The sequence below is a fragment of the Nocardiopsis sp. iso_237 genome, assembly GCF_056173345.1.
In genome coordinates this window covers 3,686,752-3,705,957 of record NZ_CM149669.1, presented here as the reverse complement: position 1 = coordinate 3,705,957, position 19,206 = coordinate 3,686,752, and the positions used below count along the sequence as shown (strand labels likewise).

Here is a 19,206-nt window from a genome sequence, read left to right as displayed (position 1 = left end):
GGGGGACTCTTTCCGGCAGCTGTCCTGGGGCCGTTCCCGAGTCTAGGCGGGTGTTTCCGGCACCCGTCGCCGCCTCCGAGTCGGACAGGTGTTCCAGGTCACCGGTGATGACCAGGCGGTTCTCCCAGCTGCACCTCTACGGGGCGCAAGTGCCAAAGGCCCCCGCCAGAGAGGACCTTCGCCCCCCAGCCGCCGGGCCTCACACGGTCGGGAGACCCGGTTTCAGGGAAGGTGGTAAGGGGAGTCCCGCACTACGCGGGAACCCTCCCCGAGCAGTTCGGCCCCGGTCACCCTCTGAGAACGAATTGCCGTGACCTCCACCGTGAGGTCCATCATCCCGGCCAAGGGGGTCAGATCCACGGGGCCTCGACCATGCATGCGCAGCGTGCGCAACTGAGGCAGATCACGAATCCATGTGGGTGCCTCCACGGAAGTGTCTCCGTGGTTGAGTTCGAGTCTGCGCAGGCGAGGGAGATTGGCTATGGCGCTTCCGAAGCTCGGATCCACTCTTTGACGCTCGTCGACTTCGAGTTCTTCGAGTGCGCTCAAAAGTCCGATGATCTCAGGAGCGGGATCTTGGAGTTCGGTGCCCCGCCAAGCAAGGCTCGTGAGTGATTCGGACTGACTGAGAAGGCCGTCTGCGGTGCTTGAGTCCAGGAATTCATAAATGTGGATTCGGCTGATTTCATTGGGGGCGGTCGTGAGGTAATCGAGGTTCCCTTTGCTGAAGTGAAACCTGAAGGTGAGTCCGAGGGGGTGCTCATTCTGGGGAATAATTTCGCGTAGCGGTCGTAGGGGGAGTGATTTATTGAACTGAATTTCTCGGAGATCCTGAAAACCAGACAAAAGTTCGATGTCGGGAACACGGTCCGGATTGCTGAGGCTGATCAGGGAAAGAGGGCTTTCCGTCAAGGGTTCGATGCTGACGACTGACGAGTCTCCCAAAAGCAGGAAGCCCCTGAGGCTAGCTGACCCACGCAGGGGCTCGAGGTTGATCTCGTGCCACTGACCGCTGTTCTCCGGGCGGAGGTGCACGCTGGAGAGATGTTGCATCCGAGTGAGGTGTTCCAGGCCGTTGTCCCCACTTCCCTCCACGACGATGTTGTGGGCCCCGGGAGCATGGTCTGCCAAGAGGCTCAGGTCTCGGGCCTGGATAGGTATGGAATACGCGTATTTCGTGTAGGACTCCTCTAACACCTCACGAGCCAGTTCCGGAGATGGGGCCTTTCTCCAGGCCTCGCGTAGTGCCTGGAATACGGCCGCACTGCGGAAACACTGGCATTGTCCGATGATCGGGGCCGATGCGGGGCCGCCGATCAACGAGGCGGCCTCGATGGTCTTCGCTGCCTGTCTCGCGTTCTTCGGTGGGCTTTTCGCGAGCAGGGGCAGTGCGGATTCACCGACCATTCCCAGGGCGTGAACGTGTTCCTTCGTTCTGGGCGGCAGGATGCTCTGGACGCGTTCCTCGACCTCCTCCCGAAGGCGCTCGGCCAACTGGGGTGAGGTCTCCAGACAGGCGAAAGCCACCAACAGCAGCCGGTCGTGGTGCTTCTTCACCTGGTCGGCACGCTCCAGCAGCCCGGTGACCAGCTCCTCCCTCTGCGTCGGGGTTGCGTGCCCGGCGGCCATCACGACCACCTCGTGCCACTGGTCGTCATGCGCCTTGCTGACCAGCAGGGGGAAGCTGTCCTCCTCCACGATCGCCTTGGCCGCCAGGTACTCCTCGAAGGTGCGGTGGAGGAAGCTCACCCGGTCGACGGTCGGGCACTGGAGCAGCCCGCTGCGGACGATGAGGTGGGTGAAGACCTCCTCAGGTTCCTCGTCGACCCGGTGCATGCTCCTCAACACCCTGGTGACCTGGCGCTGTGCGGTCGCTCTTGGAGCATCCGAACTGCCGTTGATGACGAGCCACTTGGCGAGTTCCTGGAGCAGCAGCACCAGTTCACCTCGGGACAGCTCCACCCCCGCGATCCCGCGCTGGTGGTCACGGTCCTTCAGGAGCATCGCCAGGGCGGCCTCGTACACCTCCATGCGGTCTCTGGGCAGCGATGTGTTGCGATCCCGGTGCAGGGCGCACAGCAGCGCGCAGAGGAGGGGCGTCGCCGCGATCGCGCGCAGGTGCCGCTGCCCCAGGACCTTGCGTGTGAGCTCGGTTTCGTAGGTGTTCAGGAGTTCCAGTTCGGTGTCGTCCGCGACCTCACTGCGTACCGCCTCGTGCCAGTGGTGGATGAAGGAGCTGACGTCGTCGTCGGTGAGCGGTTGGAGTTCGGCGCTGACGAACCCGTCCGCCTCCAGCCAGGACTCCTGGGCCGCCCCGGGCCTGGTGGTGACCACGTACCGGCACTCGGGGAAGTCGGTCATGAGCTCCCGTAGCCACCGCCGGGCGGCCTCACGTTGGCTCTGGGGGAGTTCGTCCACCCCGTCGACCAGGACGATCCCTCTGCCCTCGGCCAGCACCCTGGTCACCCACCCCTTCGGTGCCTGATCCGCCAGGTGGCGTCCGGTGTGCCGGACGAAGTCGGCGGGCTCGGGCAGCTTCTCGCCCACGTACTGGCGGAGCGGAACCATGAAGGGGATCAGGCCGTTCCAGGCGGACATCGCCTCAGGGAAGTCACCCCGGCAGGCGCGTACCCCCACCCAGCGCATCAGGGTGGTCTTGCCGGTCCCGGCCGGACCGCGCAGGAAGGTGCGCCGGTGGGAGGCCAGGGCCTGTTCCACTCGTAGATGGCCGGTGTGCACGGTGTCGGCCCACAGGACATCCTGCTCTCGGTCCTCCTGCTCCCAGGACACCCGAAGGCTCAGGTACGCCAGGGTCAGCGGGTACCTCTGGGTCCGCGCGTCCGTGCCGAACAGCTCCAGGACGTCCCACCGCTCCGCGGCGGTCCTGCGGTACGCGGTCACGAAGGCCGCCTCGGCGTTCTCCTCCCGTCCGTGCCCCTTCTGGTCCTCCGCCTCCGGGATGCGGTCCAGCAGCTCGTCCAGCTTCTCCAGGACCAGGCTCTCCCGGCGCAGCAGTTCACCGAACGCTCCGGCCTGGAAACGCGGCAGGGTACCCAGGGCGGCCATCACGTAGGCGCATGACTCCGGGAGGACCCGGTCGTAGAGGGCGACCGCCTGCCCGCCGAGGTCCCTGGTGGCATGGGGGGCCCCGCGCCGCACGTACCGCTCCAGGTACAGGGGGTCCAGGTCCTGCTCGAACAGGACGCGGTCGGTCAGACCGGCCCGCTCGAAGGCGTCCGCGACGGCCAGCACCGCCGCCTCGCGCTCGTTCTCGGCCAGCCCCTGGAACTCGTGGTCGAGGTAGCCGACCACCCGGTCGGCGATGCTCTCCTCGATCTCCGCGAACCTGCGTTCCAGCCTGCGCTGGTCGCGTCTGCCGGTGACCTTCTCCTGGACCAGGTCCACCACCGTGGTCGCCGCGCTCTCCGCGATCGGGTTGCCGATCCAGATGCCACAGGCGGCCTTGACGACCGAGACGCCCAGCTTGAGCGCGGCTTCGTACACGTGCGTACTCCGGGGGGTCGGAGGGTTACGGGGGCAGGATCCACACTAGGACGCGAAGGGCCGGTCCGGGCGTTTTCCACAGCCCGGACCGGCCCCTGGCCGAAGGTGGCCTCCCGTACTCCGACCGCCCCTACAGGGCCTCGGTGGTGAACTCCACCGGCTCCGGGTCGAAGCCGTCGGGGCCGCCGCGGAACAGCGCGTACCCCGCGTTGTCCTCCGGCATGGCCGGGTGCACGGTGCTCAGCAGCAGGTCCGGGTGGCCGTCACCGTCGTAGTCGGTCAGCGAGTGGTGGCGGTAGGAGCCCAGGTCGTTCTCCGGGACCGGGAGCGCCACCGCCCGCTCACCGGTCAGCCCCTCGGGTCCGCCGAACAGCAGGGTGGCGGCCTCGTAGGAGTGGAACGGCCCCGTCATGGCCACCGCGTCGTCGTATCCGTCGCCGTCGACGTCACCCACCAGGAGGCCGTTGCCGAACCCGTCCCCGTCCCCCGCATCGCCGGGAACGCCCTCGCTGTCGAGGGTGAGGCGGGACGGTTCCGCGTCCAGGAAGCCGTCACCGCCCGCGTAGGCGTCCACGTACCCCGGGTGCAGTTCGTCCTCGTGGCCCGGCTCGTTGTTGGGGATACCGCTGACCCCCACGAGCAGGTCCGGGTGGGCGTCACCGTCGAAGTCGCCGTTCGCGTACGCGTGGCTCAGCGCGGTGTCACCGAGGGCCTCCTGCGCGGGGCCGTCCGGGCCCGAGCGGAGCACCAGGTGGGGTGCGGGGGACTCGTCGCGGTTGCGGACCAGCAGCAGGTCCAGCGCCGCGTCACCGTCCGCGTCGATCACGTCGAGCTCGGCGTCCCCGGCGTCGCTGGGCAGGGTCACCTCGCCGCTCTCGGCGGGGGAGCCGTCCCGTTCGAAGGGTCCCTGGTGGAAGGTGGCCTCGTACTCGTCGACCGGGGTGCCCTGGAGGTGGTCCAGGACGGTGACGTCGGTGTTCCCGTCCCCGTCGAAGTCACCGACGACCAGGGACACCGCGTACATGTCGCTCGGGTCGTCCTTCTCCAGCCAGGGCAGCGGCACGGCCTCCCCGGCGGGGCCCTCGGGCCCGCCCCACACCACGTATCCGCTCCCGGCGTCCACGAGCAGGTCGGTGTGGCCGTCGCCGTCGAGGTCACCGGTGCCCAGGACGGTGAGGAGTTCGCCGTCGTCGGCCAGCCCGAGGTCCGCTCGGGTCAGGGTGACGGAGCGGTCGGGGGACAGGCCGTCCGTCCCGCCGAGCAGCACCCCCACGTAGGGCTGGCCGGTCTCGGCGTCTCCGGAGCGCCCGCTGATCGGCACGTCCGAGTACCCGTCGCCGTTGACGTCGTTCGGCGCCGGGGTGGTGCTGCTGGTGGTCTCCGCTTCGTTGAGGTCGGTGCTCGGCGCGCCACAGGCCGTGGCCAGCAGCACGAGTGCCGCGCTCAGGGGGACGGTGGTTCGGTGAACGATGGGGATCTCCCAGGGGTGAGGGGGACGGGAATCCGTCCGGTTCGTGGGCAGTACGGACCTCGGGGCGTTCACCGGTTCAGGGGCGTGGTCCCGGCTCGCTCCGGGGCCGTTCTGGTACACCCCTCCGTGTACTCGCCGGTCGATAAGTTCGGCGTGAAGGTCGCGCGTGCGCCAGACGACGGCCGTGCGGGCCGGGCCGGGACCCCCCGAGGGCCCTGTTTTCCCTTACGCGACGGGCGGTGTGAACGGTTCGGACGCGCGGAAGGGCCGGGGCGCGTGCCGCCCCGGCCCTTCCCGTCCCGGGGGAGATCCCCCGTCACTCCGCTACTTGGTCACCTTCGCGGAGATGGTGTCCAGGTCGTCGTGCCTGGTCTCGCGGCTGACGATCAGCGCGCCCAGGGTGATGGTGCCGACCAGGACCAGGTAACCGCCCACCCAGGCCAGCCCGAAGGTCCCCGCGAGCCAGGTCGCGATGTAGGGCGCGAACGAGGCCCCCAGCAGGCTGGCCAGGTTGTAGGCCGCCGAGGCGCCGGTGTAGCGCACCTTGGTCGGGAACAGCTCTGGCAGCACCGCCGCCATCGGGCCGAAGGTCAGACCCATCAGGGACAGGCCGATGATCAGGAAGGCCATCACGCCGACGGTCCCGCCGCTGCCCATGAGCGGGCCCATGGCGAACCCGAACGCGATGATCGTGCAGGTGACCGTGATCAGGACGGGCCTGCGGCCGAACCGGTCCGCGAGCAGCCCGGAGATCGGTGTGAACAGCGCGAAGAACAGGACGCCGATGAGCAGGAAGACCAGGAAGTCGGTGCGCTCGTACCCCAGTCCGGTCTCCGCGTCCGTGCCGAAGCCCAGGGAGAAGACGGTCATGAGGTAGAAGAGCACGTAGGTCGCCAGCATGATGAGCGTGCCGATGACCACGGCGGGCCAGTTGTGCCGGAAGACCTCGACGATGGGGGTCTTGACCCGCTCTCCGGAGGCGATGACCTTCGCGAAGGCGGGCGTCTCGTGCAGGGTGAGCCGCACCCACAGGCCGACGATGATCAGCACGGTGGACAGCAGGAACGGGATGCGCCAGCCGTAGGCCAGGAAGTCCTCGTCCGACATGGCCTGGCTCAGGATCAGGAAGACGCCGTTGGCCAGGAAGAAGCCGATCGGCGCGCCCAGCTGCGGGAACGTGCCGTAGAAGCCGCGCTTGCCGGGAGGGGCGTTCTCGGTGGCCAGCAGCGCCGCGCCGCCCCACTCGCCGCCCAGGCCCAGACCCTGGCCGAACCGGCACACCGCCAGGAGCAGCGGCGCGGCCACGCCGATCTGCGCGTAGGTCGGCAGCAGCCCGATCGCGATGGTCGCGATGCCCATGGTCAGCAGGGACGCCACCAGGGTCGCCTTGCGACCGATCCGGTCACCGAAGTGGCCGAACAGCCAGGAACCGATGGGGCGGGCCACGAAGGCGATGGCGAAGGTCGCCAGCGACTGCAGGCGCGCCGCCATCATGTCGCCCTCGGGGAAGAACAGGTAGGGGAAGACCAGGACCGCGGCGGTCGCGTAGATGTAGAAGTCGTAGAACTCGATGGACGTGCCCACAAGGCTCGCCGTGAGGACCTTCCGCTTCGGGTTGGTCGGTGGCGCCGCCGTCTCGGCTTGTGGCCGTTCCGGCGCCGGGTTGTCTTCGGCGACGTCCTTCATGAGGAGTTTCTTTCCAGGTCAGTGCGGGTCGATGGTGGGATGCTAGCCGCGGTGGACGATATTTGGAACTTTTGTCTCAACATGTGGACAGTTGGGGTGATGGTCGACGTCCCTTCGCATGTGCGGGCAAAACGGGATCACCCGCCCTGTCGGTCCTCCCGTCCTCCCGGTGATCCACCTCACCGGTGCCCGGTGTCACGCTCCGGGACACCCGGTCCGTCCTGTGGGTCGACCACTCGAAGTGTCGAGGAGGAGGACCGATGACCCCTCAGATCCTGGTGCCCGGCGCGGGCCACGCCGGGCTCGCGGCGGACGGACGGGCCGCGCACGACATCCGCCGGGACGGGCTCGACGCCAGCGTCACCCTCGTCGACGCCGCCCCCACTTCGTCGAACGCGTCCGCCTCCACCAGATCGCCGCGTGGGCGTGGGCGTGGGCGTGGTCGTCGGGAGCGGGCGGTGTCGGCTCCGGCTCCCCGTCGAGCCCGACGAAGGCGCGGACGGGTGGTCGAGCCGCCGTGTGTTCCGGCGGCGACGGGACCCCTTCGCCTCCGGCCCCGGACCTCCGGGGAGACCGGGGCGCTCGGTGCGGGGCGGCGGGGGCAGGTCCGGATCGAGCTCCGGTGCCCTCGGTGCCGCGCGCCACACGGTGTCGCCCGGGCGGTGACTGGTTCCTCCCCGGGGATCGGCCCGGGGGGAGGGGTCAGCGGGCGGAGTAGCGGTCCCTCGACCCGAGCCTGGGGACACCGCTCACCCGCACGACCCGGGTGCAGTGGTCCCGCAGGGTCTTCACGAGTTCTCCGTTGGGCCGGTCGCTGCGCTCGACCCACTCCTGGGCGGCGCTCACGCTCGCGCCGCCGGCCATCTGGCGGCGGCGCAGACGCTTCTCGCGGACCCGGTCCTCGGCCTCCACGTACCAGAGCTCCGCGAACAGTTCGCGCACCCCGGCCCACGGCTCCTCGTCGCTGGCGAGGTAGTTGCCCTCGGTGACGACCAGCCGTGTGCGGGGCCCGATCACGTGCTGGGCGGCGATGGGCTCGTGCAGCCTGCGGTCGTAGTCGGGGACGTACACCGGGTTGCCGGTCTCCGCCAGGAGTCGGCGCACCATCGCCAGGTAGCCGAACGCGTCGAAGGTGTCGGGCGCCCCCTTGCGGTCGCGGCGGCCCAACCGCTCCAGCTGGGCGTTGGACAGGTGGAAGCCGTCCATGGGCAGGTACCCGGCGGTGCCCGCGCCCGCCCGCTCGTCGACCGCGTGCACCAGGTAGCGCGCCAGAGTGGACTTGCCGGCGGCGGGGGCGCCGGTCAGTCCGAGGATCACACGAGCGGGACCCGCGCGCGGGTCCTCAGGTACCAGGGCGAGCGCGTCGGCGACGAGGGATGCGAGCATGGCCTCCAGCCTAGACCCACTCCTCGTAGGAGATTCGGAGGTCGCCTCGCACGCGAGGGGGGAGATCCCGGGCCCCGGGTCCGCGAAGGACCCGGGGCCCGGGGGCCGTCCTCAGCCCTGGCGGGCCTCGGCGAGCGGCGTCACGGCGCGTGCCCCACGTGGGCGAGCGCCTGACGGACCAGGACGCCCTGGCCCCCGGGCATCTCCTCGCGCACCTGCGGGCTGGTGGCCTCCTCGGGGGTGAACCACACCAGGTCCAGGGCGTCCTGACGGGGCTGGCAGTCGCCGCTCACCGGCACCACGTAGGCCATGGCGACCGCGTGCTGGCGGGGGTCGTGGAACGGCGTGACCCCGGGGGTGGGGAAGTACTCCGCGACGGTGAAGGGCTGCGGTGAACTCGGGATACGCGGCAGGGCGACCGGGCCCAGGTCCTTCTCCAGATGGCGCAGGAGCGCGTCCCGCACCCGCTCGTGGTAGAGCACCCGACCGGAGACCACCGAACGGTTGAAGCTGCCGTCGGGGTCGGCGCGCATCAGCAGCCCCACGTGGGTCACCGACCCGGACTCGTCCACCCGAACGGGCACCGCCTGGACGTAGAGCACGGGCATGCTGGCGCGGACGTTCTCCAGCTCCTCGGAGGAGAACCATCCGGGCTGGGTGTCAGCGGTTTCGGTCATTGGGGTCGCGGTCGGCGCACTGCCCGGGGCAGCCGCGTCCCGCTCCCTCCCTTCGCTCTCTTCGTGTCCATGAGGGCGGTCGGGGCCCGTTCCCCAGGGGGAACGCAGCCACCGGCCGACACACGGGTGTCCAAGTACCGCTTTTACCGCACGAAGGCGCGGAAAGCACGGTGCGGGGGTCGGATCGGGAGTGTCCGAGAGAAAGGAATGGGGGTCCTGTGGAACCGGGGCCCGCGCGACGAGGCGACCAAACCCGGGGGACGGTGACACCGGGGTGGCGGTGGGGTCATATCAGCGAGATTCCGGCGGTTTTTCTCATGGAAACCCTCCCGGAAGCTACCTGAAGAGGTTACGATCTCGTACGCGGTTGCGTAGTGGAAAGGTTACGTCCGGTGAGAGGTGGCCCGAGTGGCGAAGGATGGCCCGTTCTCGGCCCAGGAACGTTTTCCCTGCACGGGAGTGACGGTGGTGCGCGTCCACGGTGAGGTGGACCTGGCCACCGCCGAACACCTTCGGGAACGGCTGCTCCAGGCCGCGGAGGCCTCCCGGTGCGACTGCCTGGTCGTGGACATGTCCGGGCTCGGCTTCTTCGACGCCAGCGGAGTACGCGCCCTGGTCGCCGTCTACCAGGTCCTGACCGGGCAGGGCCGACACGTGGTCCTGGCCGAACCCGCGCCCATCGCGGAGCGGGTGCTGGAGGCCCTCGGGATGCGGCGGCTGTTCGAGGTCTACCCCATGGTGGAGATGGCGCTCAGCCACACCAGCGGCCTGCGGGTGGACGGCGAGCCCATCTTCGACAACCCCGTGCCCTGACCCGCCGATCCCCGGGCGCGACCGTGCCCGGCACCCGGCACGTGCGCGGAGGCGGCCGTGTCCCGGCGCCCGGGGAAGTGGGGCACCGGGACACGGTCCCGTACGGTCGCGGCGGGCCCGACCCGCGTACCGCTAGGGCAGCACGGAGGTTCCGGAACCGGGGACCCCGCCGTCGCCCTCCGCACGCACCAGGAAGGGTGCCAGGAGCTCGGGAACGGCCTCGTCGGCCCAGCCCAGGCCCTGCCCCAGGCCCACGTCCAGGGCCGCGTACATCCCCTCGCCGGAGGCGGTGGTCGCCGCCACGTCGGCCAGACCGAGCCGGCGCTGGAACGGCGAGCGCGTGATCCGCCAGCCGATCACCGCTCCCCGCTCCAACGTGACGGTGTCGCGTGAGGCCATCCCCTTGCGCACCACCAGGTACTCCGGGTGCAGACCGTGGCCCAGCCCCCGGTACGAACCGACCGCGTACCAGAACGCCGCCGCCGCGAACAGCAGCGCCACCGCGAACCAGCCCCACCCTGGGGTGGCCTCGACGGTCGGGGTGGCCAGCGGGAACGGCATGAACTGCTCCTCGGCGGTCCGCAGCGCCTCCCACCAGGCCTCGGTGGCCACCTGATGGAGCCAGGCGAGCCCGCCCGCCAGGGCCAGAGCCACCAGCGAACACACCGTCGCCCGGGTGAACCGGCGGCGCAGGGCCGCCATCGGGTGGCGGGCCAGCGGCGCGTCCAGCGCCGAGGTCGGCCCTCCCATGAGGGCGGCGCCCAGCTCACGGGCCCGTCTCCCCGGCATGGCCGGGGACAGTCGGCTCTTGGCCTCGGCCTTTTCCGCGTCACCGGCGGACAGTCCGGTGGCCACCGCACGGACGGAGGCGCCGCCCACCGTCCTCAGCACGAAGGGCTCGTGGAGCACCACGCCGTTGAGGCGGCGGCCCTCCACCGACAGCGAGACGCTGGTCAGCAGTCCCCGCCGCAGCCGGACGGTGCCGTCGGGCTCACGGACGAGCCGGTAGTCCCACCAGGTCTCCACGGCGACCAGGAGCAGGACCGCCACCCCCGACACCAGCAGGGCCAGCAGCAGGCCGGGGACGACCAGCAGCAGCTGCCCCATCACGAAACTCGACATCGCCTCCGCGCTGGGCAGGTCGGCCTGCTCCGCGATCCACTTCCACCCGTGGCCGCCGCTCTGGGCGTTGACACCGACCAGAGCGGCGATCACACCGAGGCCGATGCCGAAGGTGGCCGAGGTGGCGGGCGCGTAGGCGAACCAGCGCGGGTTCAGCCGGGCCAGCTCCGTCTCCTCCCCGTCCGGGGCCTCCCCGGAGCCCTCGGGGCCGCCCGCGGGACCCGTGGCCGGGGCGGCGCGGCGCAGGAGTTCCCGGCGGAGCCGTTCTCCCTGGTCCGCGGTCACGTACTCCAGTTTGAGCTGGTCGCCGCCGCCGGAACCGGCCGACTCACCGGTGCCCACGGTCACCGCGCACAGGCCGAAGATCCTCGTGTAGACCGGGGCCGCCACGTCCACGGTGCGCACGCGTTCACGCGGGATGGACCGGTAGGCCCTGGCGATGATGCCCGAGCGCATCTCCATGCGCTCGGCGGTGACCCGGTAGCGCACCGCGCGGAGCCGCAACATCTCCAGGTAGGTCATCAGGGCGACGAAGGCCAGGGTGGCCGGGACCGGTACCAGCGCCCACCACGGGAGCCCCACGACGAGCAGGACGACGGTGCCGACGACGGCCGCCGGGACGAGGAACACGGAGACGATGACCGCCGAGGCCCACACGCTGAGCGGGCTCAGTCCCTCCCAGCCGTCCTCGGCGTCCGCGGCGACGGGTGGGGTGCCCTCCGTGGGCGGTTCGACGTGCTCCGGGGCGGTCCCGCCGTGGACGTGCTCCACGGGTGGGGCCTCTTCGGGGCGGTGGTCGTCATGGGAGGTCATGTCGCGTCCCCCGGAATCGCCTGGGTGCTGTCGGTGAGCTGGTCGGCCACCTCGGTCGCCAGCTCGTGGTCGAGGCCGCTGATCTCGATCGGACCGGCGGCCGAGGCCGTCGTGACGGTCACGCTCGACAGCCCGAAGACCCTCTGGAGCGGTCCGCGTTCGGTGTCCACGGTCTGGACGCGGGACATCGGGGCCACCCGCCACTCCTGCCAGATCCACCCGCTGGAGGTGTAGACGGCGGTGTCGGTGACCTCCCAGCGGTGCACCCGGTACCGCCACTGCGGCATGACGACCGTGATCAGCAGGCCGATCCCGCCGATGACCCCGGCCGCGACCAGGAACCAGAAGCGCACCGGTTCCCAGATCAGTGCGGGGATGACCGGGATGACGGTGAGCAGGACCGTCACCGCGAGGGAGCGGGTCGTCCACCACCAGATGGCGCGCCGGTCCACGCGGTGGTGCGGCGGTCGCAGGCGCAGAGCGTCGGTGCTCATCGCGTCCACGTCTCCTCTCAGTCAGGGCCCCGGGGGGAGGCCGTCCATAAAAAGTGATATCACAATGCTATGCTCAAGTCATCACACGAGGAACGAGCTCCAAGGAAGGAAGGCCGACAGATGAGCGAGACGTCCAGCGTCGTCAGGCCAGCACCGCAGTACAGGGAACGTGAGGCCTTCGGGTCCGGCGGCATCCCCATGTTCGTGGTGTCGGTCGTGCTGTTCCTGGGCGGAGCCGCGATCGCCGCCCTGCCCCTGCTCGGCCTGCACGGGTCCCTGATCGCCGTCGGCGTCGTGATCGCCGCCGTGGGCGTCGTCCTGGCCATCGGTCTGACGATGGTCGCGCCCAACGAGGCCCAGGTCGTCCAGTTCTTCGGCCGCTACGTCGGGACCATCCGCACCGACGGTCTGCGCTGGGTCAACCCGCTCACCGTGCGCAACGCGATCTCCACGCGCATCCGCAACCACGAGACCTCCGTCATGAAGGTCAACGACGCCTCGGGCAGCCCCATCGAGATCGCCGCCGTCGTCGTCTGGCAGGTGGAGGACACCGCACGCGCCTCCTTCGAGGTCGACGACTTCATCCAGTTCGTCTCCACCCAGACTGAGGCCGCCGTCCGCCACATCGCGGGCAAGTACCCCTACGACTCCTATGGCGACGACGCCGTGCCCTCGCTGCGCGACAGCGCCGACGCCATCACCGAGCAGCTGTCCAAGGAGGTCGCCGAGCGGGTCGACGCGGCGGGCGTGAAGGTCGTGGAGTCCAGGTTCACCCACCTGGCCTACGCCCCGGAGATCGCCCAGGCCATGCTCCAGCGCCAGCAGGCCAGCGCCATGATCGCGGCCCGCGCCGAGATCGTGGAGGGAGCCGTCACCCTGGTCGACCGCGCGCTGGAGCGCCTGTCGGACGAGGACGTCGTGGACCTGGACGAGGAGCGCAAGGCCGCCATGGTCAGCAACCTGCTCGTGGTGCTGTGCTCGGACCGCCCCGCCAGCCCCGTCGTGAACACCGGGACCCTCTACCAGTAGATCCGGGTGAGGTGCCGTGCCCGAGCGCAAGAAGGTGCTGCTGCGGCTCGACCCCGCCGTCCACGACGCGCTCGCGCGCTGGGCCGGGAACGAGCTCCGCAGCACCAACGCCCAGATCGAGTTCCTCCTGCGCCGCGCCCTGGACGAGGCGGGCCGGATGCCCAGGGAGGCCAAGGACATCCCCCGCAGGGGGCGCCCGCGCAAGGGTGCCTCCGAGGACCCGGAGGGTCCGACGGATCCGGAGACGGGAACGGAGCGGACATGACGGAGCCGGGTGCCCGACGGGCACCCGGCTCCTCCCAGTCGTGGGTCGGGCGTCTAGGCGTCGTTCTCCGGCTTCTCCGTCTCCTGCTCCGCGTGCGTCTCATCCGCCTCCCTCGGTCCTCCGACGTGTTCCCGCCAGTCTCCGTCACTGCGGAGCAGCCACTGGGGTGCGACCCGTACCGGGAACGGCAGATCGGTGTCGAGGACGTCCTTACCGAACGCCGCCGCCACCTCCGTGTACTCACCGTCCTTGAGCCGCAGCTCGATGATGCTTGGGGCGTTGGGGTCGGGGGTGATCAGCCAGTACGAGGGGATACCGAAGGCTGCGTACTCGTGCTTCTTGGTGTGGTGGTCCCGAAGGACGCTCTCCGGTGACACCACTTCCACTGCCAAGAGCGGGGGCCTGGTCAGGTACGGACTCTCGGCTTCCTCCGCGCGAATGACCACCAGGTCCGGAATTCGGTGGTGGGTCCGGTCGGCGTTGAAGTTGATGCCGGGCGCGGTCACCACCTCGAAGTCCACCGGTGCCACGGCGCTCAGATGAAAGCCGAGCCGAGATTCGACCCGGCTGTGCAGGAACACGGGAGCGGGAGACACGTCAAGCCTCCCGTCGACCAGCTCGTACCGCCGTCCGTCGTCCGGCGTGCGTTGCAGGTCGTCCACAGTGAGTCGTGTCGGTTGCAGGTCCGTTTCGCCGGTAGTCATGACACTCATGATGCCTCCTTGGTCGCATGGAGACCAGCGTGTCGGACCCTTTGGCCGCTCCGTGCGGGAATAGCGAAATTCGCGAGTAAGTGACCACATCATTCGCTTCTCGGGTCTGCCCATAAACCAGTGGAAGGGGAGGGTACGTACCCGCCCCCTCGCCGCGCCTAGCCCAGGGCGGCCGCGGCGGCCCTGCCCGCCGTGCGGCCGGAGAAGAGGCAGCCGCCCAGGAAGGTGCCCTCCAGGGACCGGTAGCCGTGCACGCCGCCGCCGCCGAACCCCGCCACCTCACCGGCCGCGTACACCCCCGGCAGCGGCGTGCCGTCGGCCCGGAGCACGCGGGCGTCCAGGTCGGTGTGCAGGCCCCCGAGGGTCTTGCGGGTGAGGACGTGCAGGCGCACCGCGATCAGCGGACCGGCCTTGGGATCGAGGATCTGGTGGGGTCTGGCCACACGGGCGAGCCGGTCCCCCCGGTAGTTGCGGGCGCCGTGGATCGCCATGACCTGGAGGTCCTTGGTGAAGGTGTTGACCATCTCCCGGTCGCGGGCCACCACCTCGCGGGTCACCGTGTCGGCGTCGAGGACGTCGTCGCCCGCGACCTCCCTCATCTTCCGGATCAGCTCGGGCAGCCGGTCCGCGACCACGAAGTCGGCCCCGTTCTGCTTGAAGGCCTCCACCGGTCCCGGGGCGCCGGGGAGCACCCGCTGGAGGACCAGCTTCACGTCCCTCCCGGTCAGGTCGGGGTTCTGCTCGGAGCCCGAGAGCCCGAACTCCTTCTCGATGATCTTCTGGGACAGCACGAACCACGTGTACTCGTGGCCGCTCCTCATGATGTGGTCCAGCGTGCCCAGCGTGTCGAACCCGGGGAAGTACGGGGCGGGCAGCCGCCGACCGGTCGCGTCCAGCCACAGCGACGACGGGCCGGGCAGGATACGGATGCCGTGTCCCGCCCAGACCGGGTCCCAGTTCTGGATGCCCTCGGTGTAGTGCCACATCCGGTCCCGGTTGATGATCTCGCCGCCGGCCTCCTCCGTGATGCCGAGCATGCGACCGTCCACGTGGGCGGGCACCCCCGACAGCATGTGCCGGGGCGCGGTGCCCAGCCGCTCCGGCCAGTTCCGGCGGACCAGGTCGTGGTTGGCGCCGATACCCCCCGCGGTCACGATGACGGCCTGCGCGCCGATCTCGAACTCGCCCACGGACTCGCGGCTGCTGGCCCGTCCCCGTTCCACGTCGCTGGGGGCCAGCACCGCGCCGCGCACCCCGGTGACGGTTCCGTCGGTCACGACCAGACCGTCCACCCGGTGGCGGAAGCGCAGCGAGACCAGGCCGCGCTCGGCTGCCGCGCGGACCCGGCGTTCGAAGGGTTCGACCACGCCCGGTCCGGTGCCCCACGTGATGTGGAAGCGCGGTACCGAGTTGCCGTGCCCGTCCGCGAGGTAGCCGCCGCGCTCCGCCCACCCCACCAGCGGGAAGACCTTGAGGCCCTGCTGGCGCAGCCACGAGTACTTCTCCCCGGCGGCGAAGTCCACGTAGGCCTCGGCCCACCTGCGCGGCCACGCGTCCTCGGGGCGGTCGAAGGCGGCGGTCCCCATCCAGTCCTGGAGGGCCAGCTCCTTGGAGTCCCTGATGCCCATGCGCCGTTGTTCGGGGGAGTCGACGAAGAACAGCCCCCCGAACGACCAGAAGGCCTGTCCGCCGAGCGACTGCTCGGGCTCCTGGTCCAGCAGGATCACCCGCTTCCCGGCGTCGGCCAGTTCCGCCGTGGCGGCCAGTCCGGCCAGCCCCGCCCCCACGACGACGACGTCGGCCTGGTCGACTCCGGTACCCATGCGGTTCTCCTCGGGGGTCGTCCGCGCCCCGAGGGCGCGGCGTGCGTGATGGTGTCGACTGTGCACCGGCCTGGATCGTGCGACAAGACCGGTGTGTGTCCGCCGCCACATCCTTTGTCAGAGGGTGACAAGCCCAGGTGTGACAAAAGGTGATTGTTCGGACAGAATCTCGCTGTCGCGCACCCGAGGTTCGTTGCCTCGCACGGGTCATCGAGCGCGTCCTCCCGAGAAGGTTCCCCGTGTACTTCCAACCCCCGACCCTCGATCCCGGCCCGGTGGCCACCGTCGTGGCGCTCGTCCTGCTCGCGTACTCCGTGGTGTCGCCCCCGTTGGCCCGGTCCTGGGCCGCCGCGCGGTGCGAGCGCGGCACGGGTCCGCACACCACCCACCACGCGGACGGCCTCCGCGCCGGTGCCTGGTTCCTGCTCGTCGAGGTCCTGCTGGCGATGGCCTTCGTGGGTACCGCCGACGGGGTGTCCGTCGCGGACCTCGGCTGGTCGGCGCCGGTCCCCGGCGACCTCCCCGAACCGGTCCTCGCCCTGGCGGGCACCGTTCTCGTGGGCGGTTTCCTGGCCTACCTCCTGCACCTGGCCCGGTCGAACCGCGCGCTCCTGCGCCGCGTCCGCTCCGGGAGGCCCCTGCCCGAGGAGGAGTGGTTCCGCGTCCTCCAACTGCCCGGCGACCGGCGCGAGTTCACGGCCCTGGCCGTCGGCCGCGCCCTGGGGGTGCTGTCCGACGTGCTCGTCGTCTACACGGTGCTCCTGCCGGTGATGACGCTCACCTTCGACTCCGTGCCCCTCGTGGTGACGGTGCTGGCCCTGCTCCTGGGCTGGCAGCACGTGGGCGGCGGCGGTGAGACGCTCTGGACGCAGACCCTGCTGGCCGTGCTCGGCCTGCTGCTCTACACGATCGTCCTGCCCGGATCCCTGGTCGGGCCGGTCCTGGTCGGGGCGGCCTACTGGACGGTCGTCCTGGGCACCCAGCGCCCGCTGGTCGGGCTCCCGGTGCCCGGCCGGGCCCGCCCCCTGCCCGAGGTCCAGGTGACCCTGCTGGACGCCCACGGGGAGCCGGTCGAGCGCCCCGGAGGGAGAACGGCCGACCGCTGACCCCCCGAGGGCGCCCGCCGTCCGGGCCCGGCGCCCCGTCCGCTCAGGAGCCGAACCGGATCAGCGACCGTCCGCCCCGCCCCCGGCGCATGCGCTCGAAGGCGCCGGGAACGCCCTCCAGCGGGATCTCGTCGGTGACCATGGCGGCCAGGCGCAGGTCACCGGAGCGGACCGGCTCCGCGAGCAACGGGATGTCCCGGGCCGGGTCGGAGGACCCGTACACACAGCCCTGGAGCGTGCGGGCCTGGTGGAACAGCTCCAGGGCGCTGAAGGACACCTCGTCCCGGTGCGAACCCACACCCACCACCGTCACCGTCCCGCCCCGCCGCGACGAGTTCCACGCGGTGCGCACCACCTCGGCCCGGCCCACCACCTCGAAGGCGTGGTCGACCCCGCGCCCGGCGGTGAGTCCCCGCACGGTCCGGTGGGTGTCCGGGCCCGCGACCAGGAAGTCGGTGGCACCCAGCGAGCGGGCCAGGTCCTCCTTCTCCGGGGAGACGTCCACCGCGATCAGGGGGTCCGCGCCGGCGATCCGGGCCGCCTGGAGGAGCGACAGACCCACCCCGCCCATGCCCAGGACGAGCGCGGACTGGCCCGGGCGCACCTTCGCGGCGTTGTTCACCGCGCCCCAGCCGGTGATCACGGCGCAGCCCAGCACCGCCGCGACCGCCGGGTCGACGCCCTGCGGCAGCGGCACCAGGGCGCTGACCGGCACCACCGTGGCCTCGGCGAAGGCACCCGTGTTCAGCCCCGGGTAGACGGGCGTGCCGTCGGCGAGCTCGGCGTAGGGGGAGAGCGTTCCGTCCAGCGCGCGCTCGCACAGGTGGGGTTCGCCCTGTTCACAGAACCAGCAGACCCGGCAGGCCGGTGCCCAGTTCAGGATCACCTGCTGGCCCGGCACGACCCCGGTCACCCCGGGGCCGACCGCCTCCACGGTGCCCGCGCCCTCGTGGCCGAGCACGGCGGGCCAGGTCTGCGGGAGGGTTCCGTCGGACAGCGAGAGGTCGGAGTGGCACACGCCCGCCGCGACCATCCGGACCCGCGCCTGGCCGGGGCCCGGTTCCGGCAGGACGACGTCGCGGATCTCGGGGGGAGCACCGGTGGCGAGGAAGACGGCTGCCCTGACGGTCGTACTCATGGTGAGCTCTCCAATCGCGGAAGTCCCGCGACCCTAGCAATACCGGCCGGTCGGTCTCCTGCCCGGGTGCGCCTCCCCGAGAGCCGTGTCGCCGTCGGGCGCCGAGGGCCCCCCTTTGCGGAAAGCCTGTGTTGGCGGGGCTTCGGGGCGGGTATCTCCCCTCTGTCCGCCGGAGGCCGCGGTGTGGTCAGGGCTCGGACCAGCGCGCGCCGCTCGGTCTCCGGTACACCTCGACGGGGAGGTTCCATGGCTCGACCCGACGGCCCCGTGGCCGCGCTCCCACGACGGCACTACCTGATGTGCCGTCCCACCTACTTCGCGGTGGAGTACGCGATCAACCCCTGGATGGACCCGGCGGCCGGGGTGGACCGCCCCCGCGCCATCCGCCAGTGGGAGGGCCTGCGGGACCTCTACCGGTCCCTCGGCCACCGGGTCAGCGAGATCGCGCCGATCGAGGGGCTGCCCGACATGGTCTTCGCCGCCAACGGCGCCCTGGTCGTGAACGGCCGCGTCTACGGCGCCCGGTTCGCCAGCGCCGAACGCACACCGGAGGGTCCGGCCTACCTGGACTGGTTCCGCCAGGAGGGGTACACCGAGACCCTGGAGCCCAAGTACGTCAACGAGGGCGAGGGCGACTTCATCACCCTCGACGACGTCATCCTGGCCGCCACCGGGTTCCGCACCGAGGCCGCCGCGCACCAGGAGGCCGAACGCCTGCTCGGCCGCCCGGTCGTCACCCTGCAACTGGTCGACCCGCGCTTCTACCACCTGGACACCGCGCTGTTCGCCCTGTCGGGCGACCGGATCGCCTACTACCCCGGCGCCTTCTCCGAGGGCAGTCTCAGGGTGCTGCGCTCGCTCTTCCCGAACGCGCTCATCGCCACGGAGGAGGACGCCTCGGTCCTCGGGCTCAACGCCGTCTGCGACGGCCGTGACGTGGTCATCGCCGCCGAGGCCGTCGGGCTCGCGGACCGCCTGCGGGCGGAGGGCCTCACGGTCCACCCGGTCGAGCTGGACGAGCTGCGCAAGGCCGGTGGCGGGGCCAAGTGCTGCACCCTCGAACTGAGGGACGCGCTCACGCGGTGACCCGCCCGGGGACCGGCGCCGGGCGGGCACCGCGGGTACGCGGTGTCCGCCCCGGCCTCCGCGCTGTGGGATGCGCCACG

Annotated in this window: 15 protein-coding genes; 5 read left to right on the top strand and 10 right to left on the bottom strand. The window is 70.8% G+C overall.

The features are described from left to right. Positions 1–222: 222 nt before the first annotated feature. The 5 genes from AC0VYM_RS17065 to AC0VYM_RS17045 all read right to left on the bottom strand — a co-directional run bounded on the left by AC0VYM_RS17065 (position 223) and on the right by AC0VYM_RS17045 (position 8,724). Positions 223–3,504, bottom strand: coding sequence for an NACHT domain-containing protein (locus AC0VYM_RS17065; RefSeq protein WP_475453281.1), 3,282 nt, complete (start codon positions 3,502–3,504; stop codon positions 223–225). A 130-nt stretch (positions 3,505–3,634) separates the two neighbouring features. Beyond that, complete coding sequence (locus AC0VYM_RS17060; protein WP_475453279.1) at positions 3,635–4,936, bottom strand: FG-GAP repeat domain-containing protein; 1,302 nt, start codon at positions 4,934–4,936, stop codon at positions 3,635–3,637. 363 nt (positions 4,937–5,299) lie between these two features. Beyond that, complete coding sequence (locus tag AC0VYM_RS17055) at positions 5,300–6,661, bottom strand: MFS transporter (RefSeq protein ID WP_475453277.1); 1,362 nt, start codon at positions 6,659–6,661, stop codon at positions 5,300–5,302. A 702-nt stretch (positions 6,662–7,363) separates the two neighbouring features. Further along, the gene (locus tag AC0VYM_RS17050; protein ID WP_475453275.1) at positions 7,364–8,047 is read right to left on the bottom strand and encodes a nucleoside/nucleotide kinase family protein; all 684 of its coding nucleotides are present in this window, start codon (positions 8,045–8,047) and stop codon (positions 7,364–7,366) included. A gap of 140 nt (positions 8,048–8,187) precedes the next feature. Further along, positions 8,188–8,724: an NUDIX hydrolase family protein gene (locus tag AC0VYM_RS17045; protein ID WP_475453273.1), complete on the bottom strand. Its 537-nt coding sequence runs from the start codon at positions 8,722–8,724 to the stop codon at positions 8,188–8,190. 459 nt (positions 8,725–9,183) lie between these two features. On the opposite strand from AC0VYM_RS17045, the gene AC0VYM_RS17040 reads away from it, so the two are divergent. After that, positions 9,184–9,537 (top strand): STAS domain-containing protein, encoded by a 354-nt coding sequence (locus tag AC0VYM_RS17040; protein ID WP_475463073.1) that lies wholly within the window; start codon positions 9,184–9,186, stop codon positions 9,535–9,537. Positions 9,538–9,669: 132 nt separating this feature from the next. Here the strand turns inward: AC0VYM_RS17040 and AC0VYM_RS17035 are convergent, their stop codons facing one another. Next, complete coding sequence (locus AC0VYM_RS17035; protein ID WP_475453271.1) at positions 9,670–11,472, bottom strand: PH domain-containing protein; 1,803 nt, start codon at positions 11,470–11,472, stop codon at positions 9,670–9,672. Next, entirely contained in the window at positions 11,469–11,966 is a 498-nt protein-coding gene (locus AC0VYM_RS17030) for a PH domain-containing protein (RefSeq protein ID WP_475453269.1), read from the bottom strand. The genes AC0VYM_RS17035 and AC0VYM_RS17030 overlap by 4 nt, the downstream gene beginning before the upstream one ends. 120 nt (positions 11,967–12,086) lie before the next feature. Between AC0VYM_RS17030 and AC0VYM_RS17025 the strand changes: the two genes are divergently transcribed. Beyond that, positions 12,087–12,995, top strand: a complete 909-nt coding sequence (locus AC0VYM_RS17025; protein WP_475453267.1) for an SPFH domain-containing protein — start codon at positions 12,087–12,089, stop codon at positions 12,993–12,995. Positions 12,996–13,011: 16 nt separating this feature from the next. Continuing rightward, positions 13,012–13,260 carry a type II toxin-antitoxin system antitoxin gene (locus AC0VYM_RS17020; RefSeq protein ID WP_475453265.1) on the top strand — a complete coding sequence of 83 codons (249 nt, stop codon included), beginning with the start codon at positions 13,012–13,014 and terminating at the stop codon, positions 13,258–13,260. A gap of 53 nt (positions 13,261–13,313) precedes the next feature. Here the strand turns inward: AC0VYM_RS17020 and AC0VYM_RS17015 are convergent, their stop codons facing one another. Continuing rightward, the gene (locus AC0VYM_RS17015; RefSeq protein ID WP_475453263.1) at positions 13,314–13,973 is read right to left on the bottom strand and encodes a Uma2 family endonuclease; all 660 of its coding nucleotides are present in this window, start codon (positions 13,971–13,973) and stop codon (positions 13,314–13,316) included. Positions 13,974–14,131: 158 nt separating this feature from the next. Beyond that, on the bottom strand, positions 14,132–15,796 hold the full coding sequence (locus tag AC0VYM_RS17010; protein ID WP_475453261.1) for an FAD-binding dehydrogenase: 1,665 nt from the start codon (positions 15,794–15,796) through the stop codon (positions 14,132–14,134). A gap of 239 nt (positions 15,797–16,035) precedes the next feature. Between AC0VYM_RS17010 and AC0VYM_RS17005 the strand changes: the two genes are divergently transcribed. Then, positions 16,036–16,902 (top strand): hypothetical protein, encoded by an 867-nt coding sequence (locus AC0VYM_RS17005; RefSeq protein WP_475453259.1) that lies wholly within the window; start codon positions 16,036–16,038, stop codon positions 16,900–16,902. 43 nt (positions 16,903–16,945) lie between these two features. Here AC0VYM_RS17005 and AC0VYM_RS17000 read toward each other — a convergent pair whose 3' ends face one another. Next, entirely contained in the window at positions 16,946–18,040 is a 1,095-nt protein-coding gene (locus AC0VYM_RS17000) for an alcohol dehydrogenase catalytic domain-containing protein (protein ID WP_475453257.1), read from the bottom strand. Positions 18,041–18,286: 246 nt separating this feature from the next. On the opposite strand from AC0VYM_RS17000, the gene ddaH reads away from it, so the two are divergent. Next, the gene (gene ddaH / locus AC0VYM_RS16995) at positions 18,287–19,126 is read left to right on the top strand and encodes a dimethylargininase (RefSeq protein ID WP_475453255.1); all 840 of its coding nucleotides are present in this window, start codon (positions 18,287–18,289) and stop codon (positions 19,124–19,126) included. The last annotated feature ends 80 nt before the right edge of the window (positions 19,127–19,206 follow it).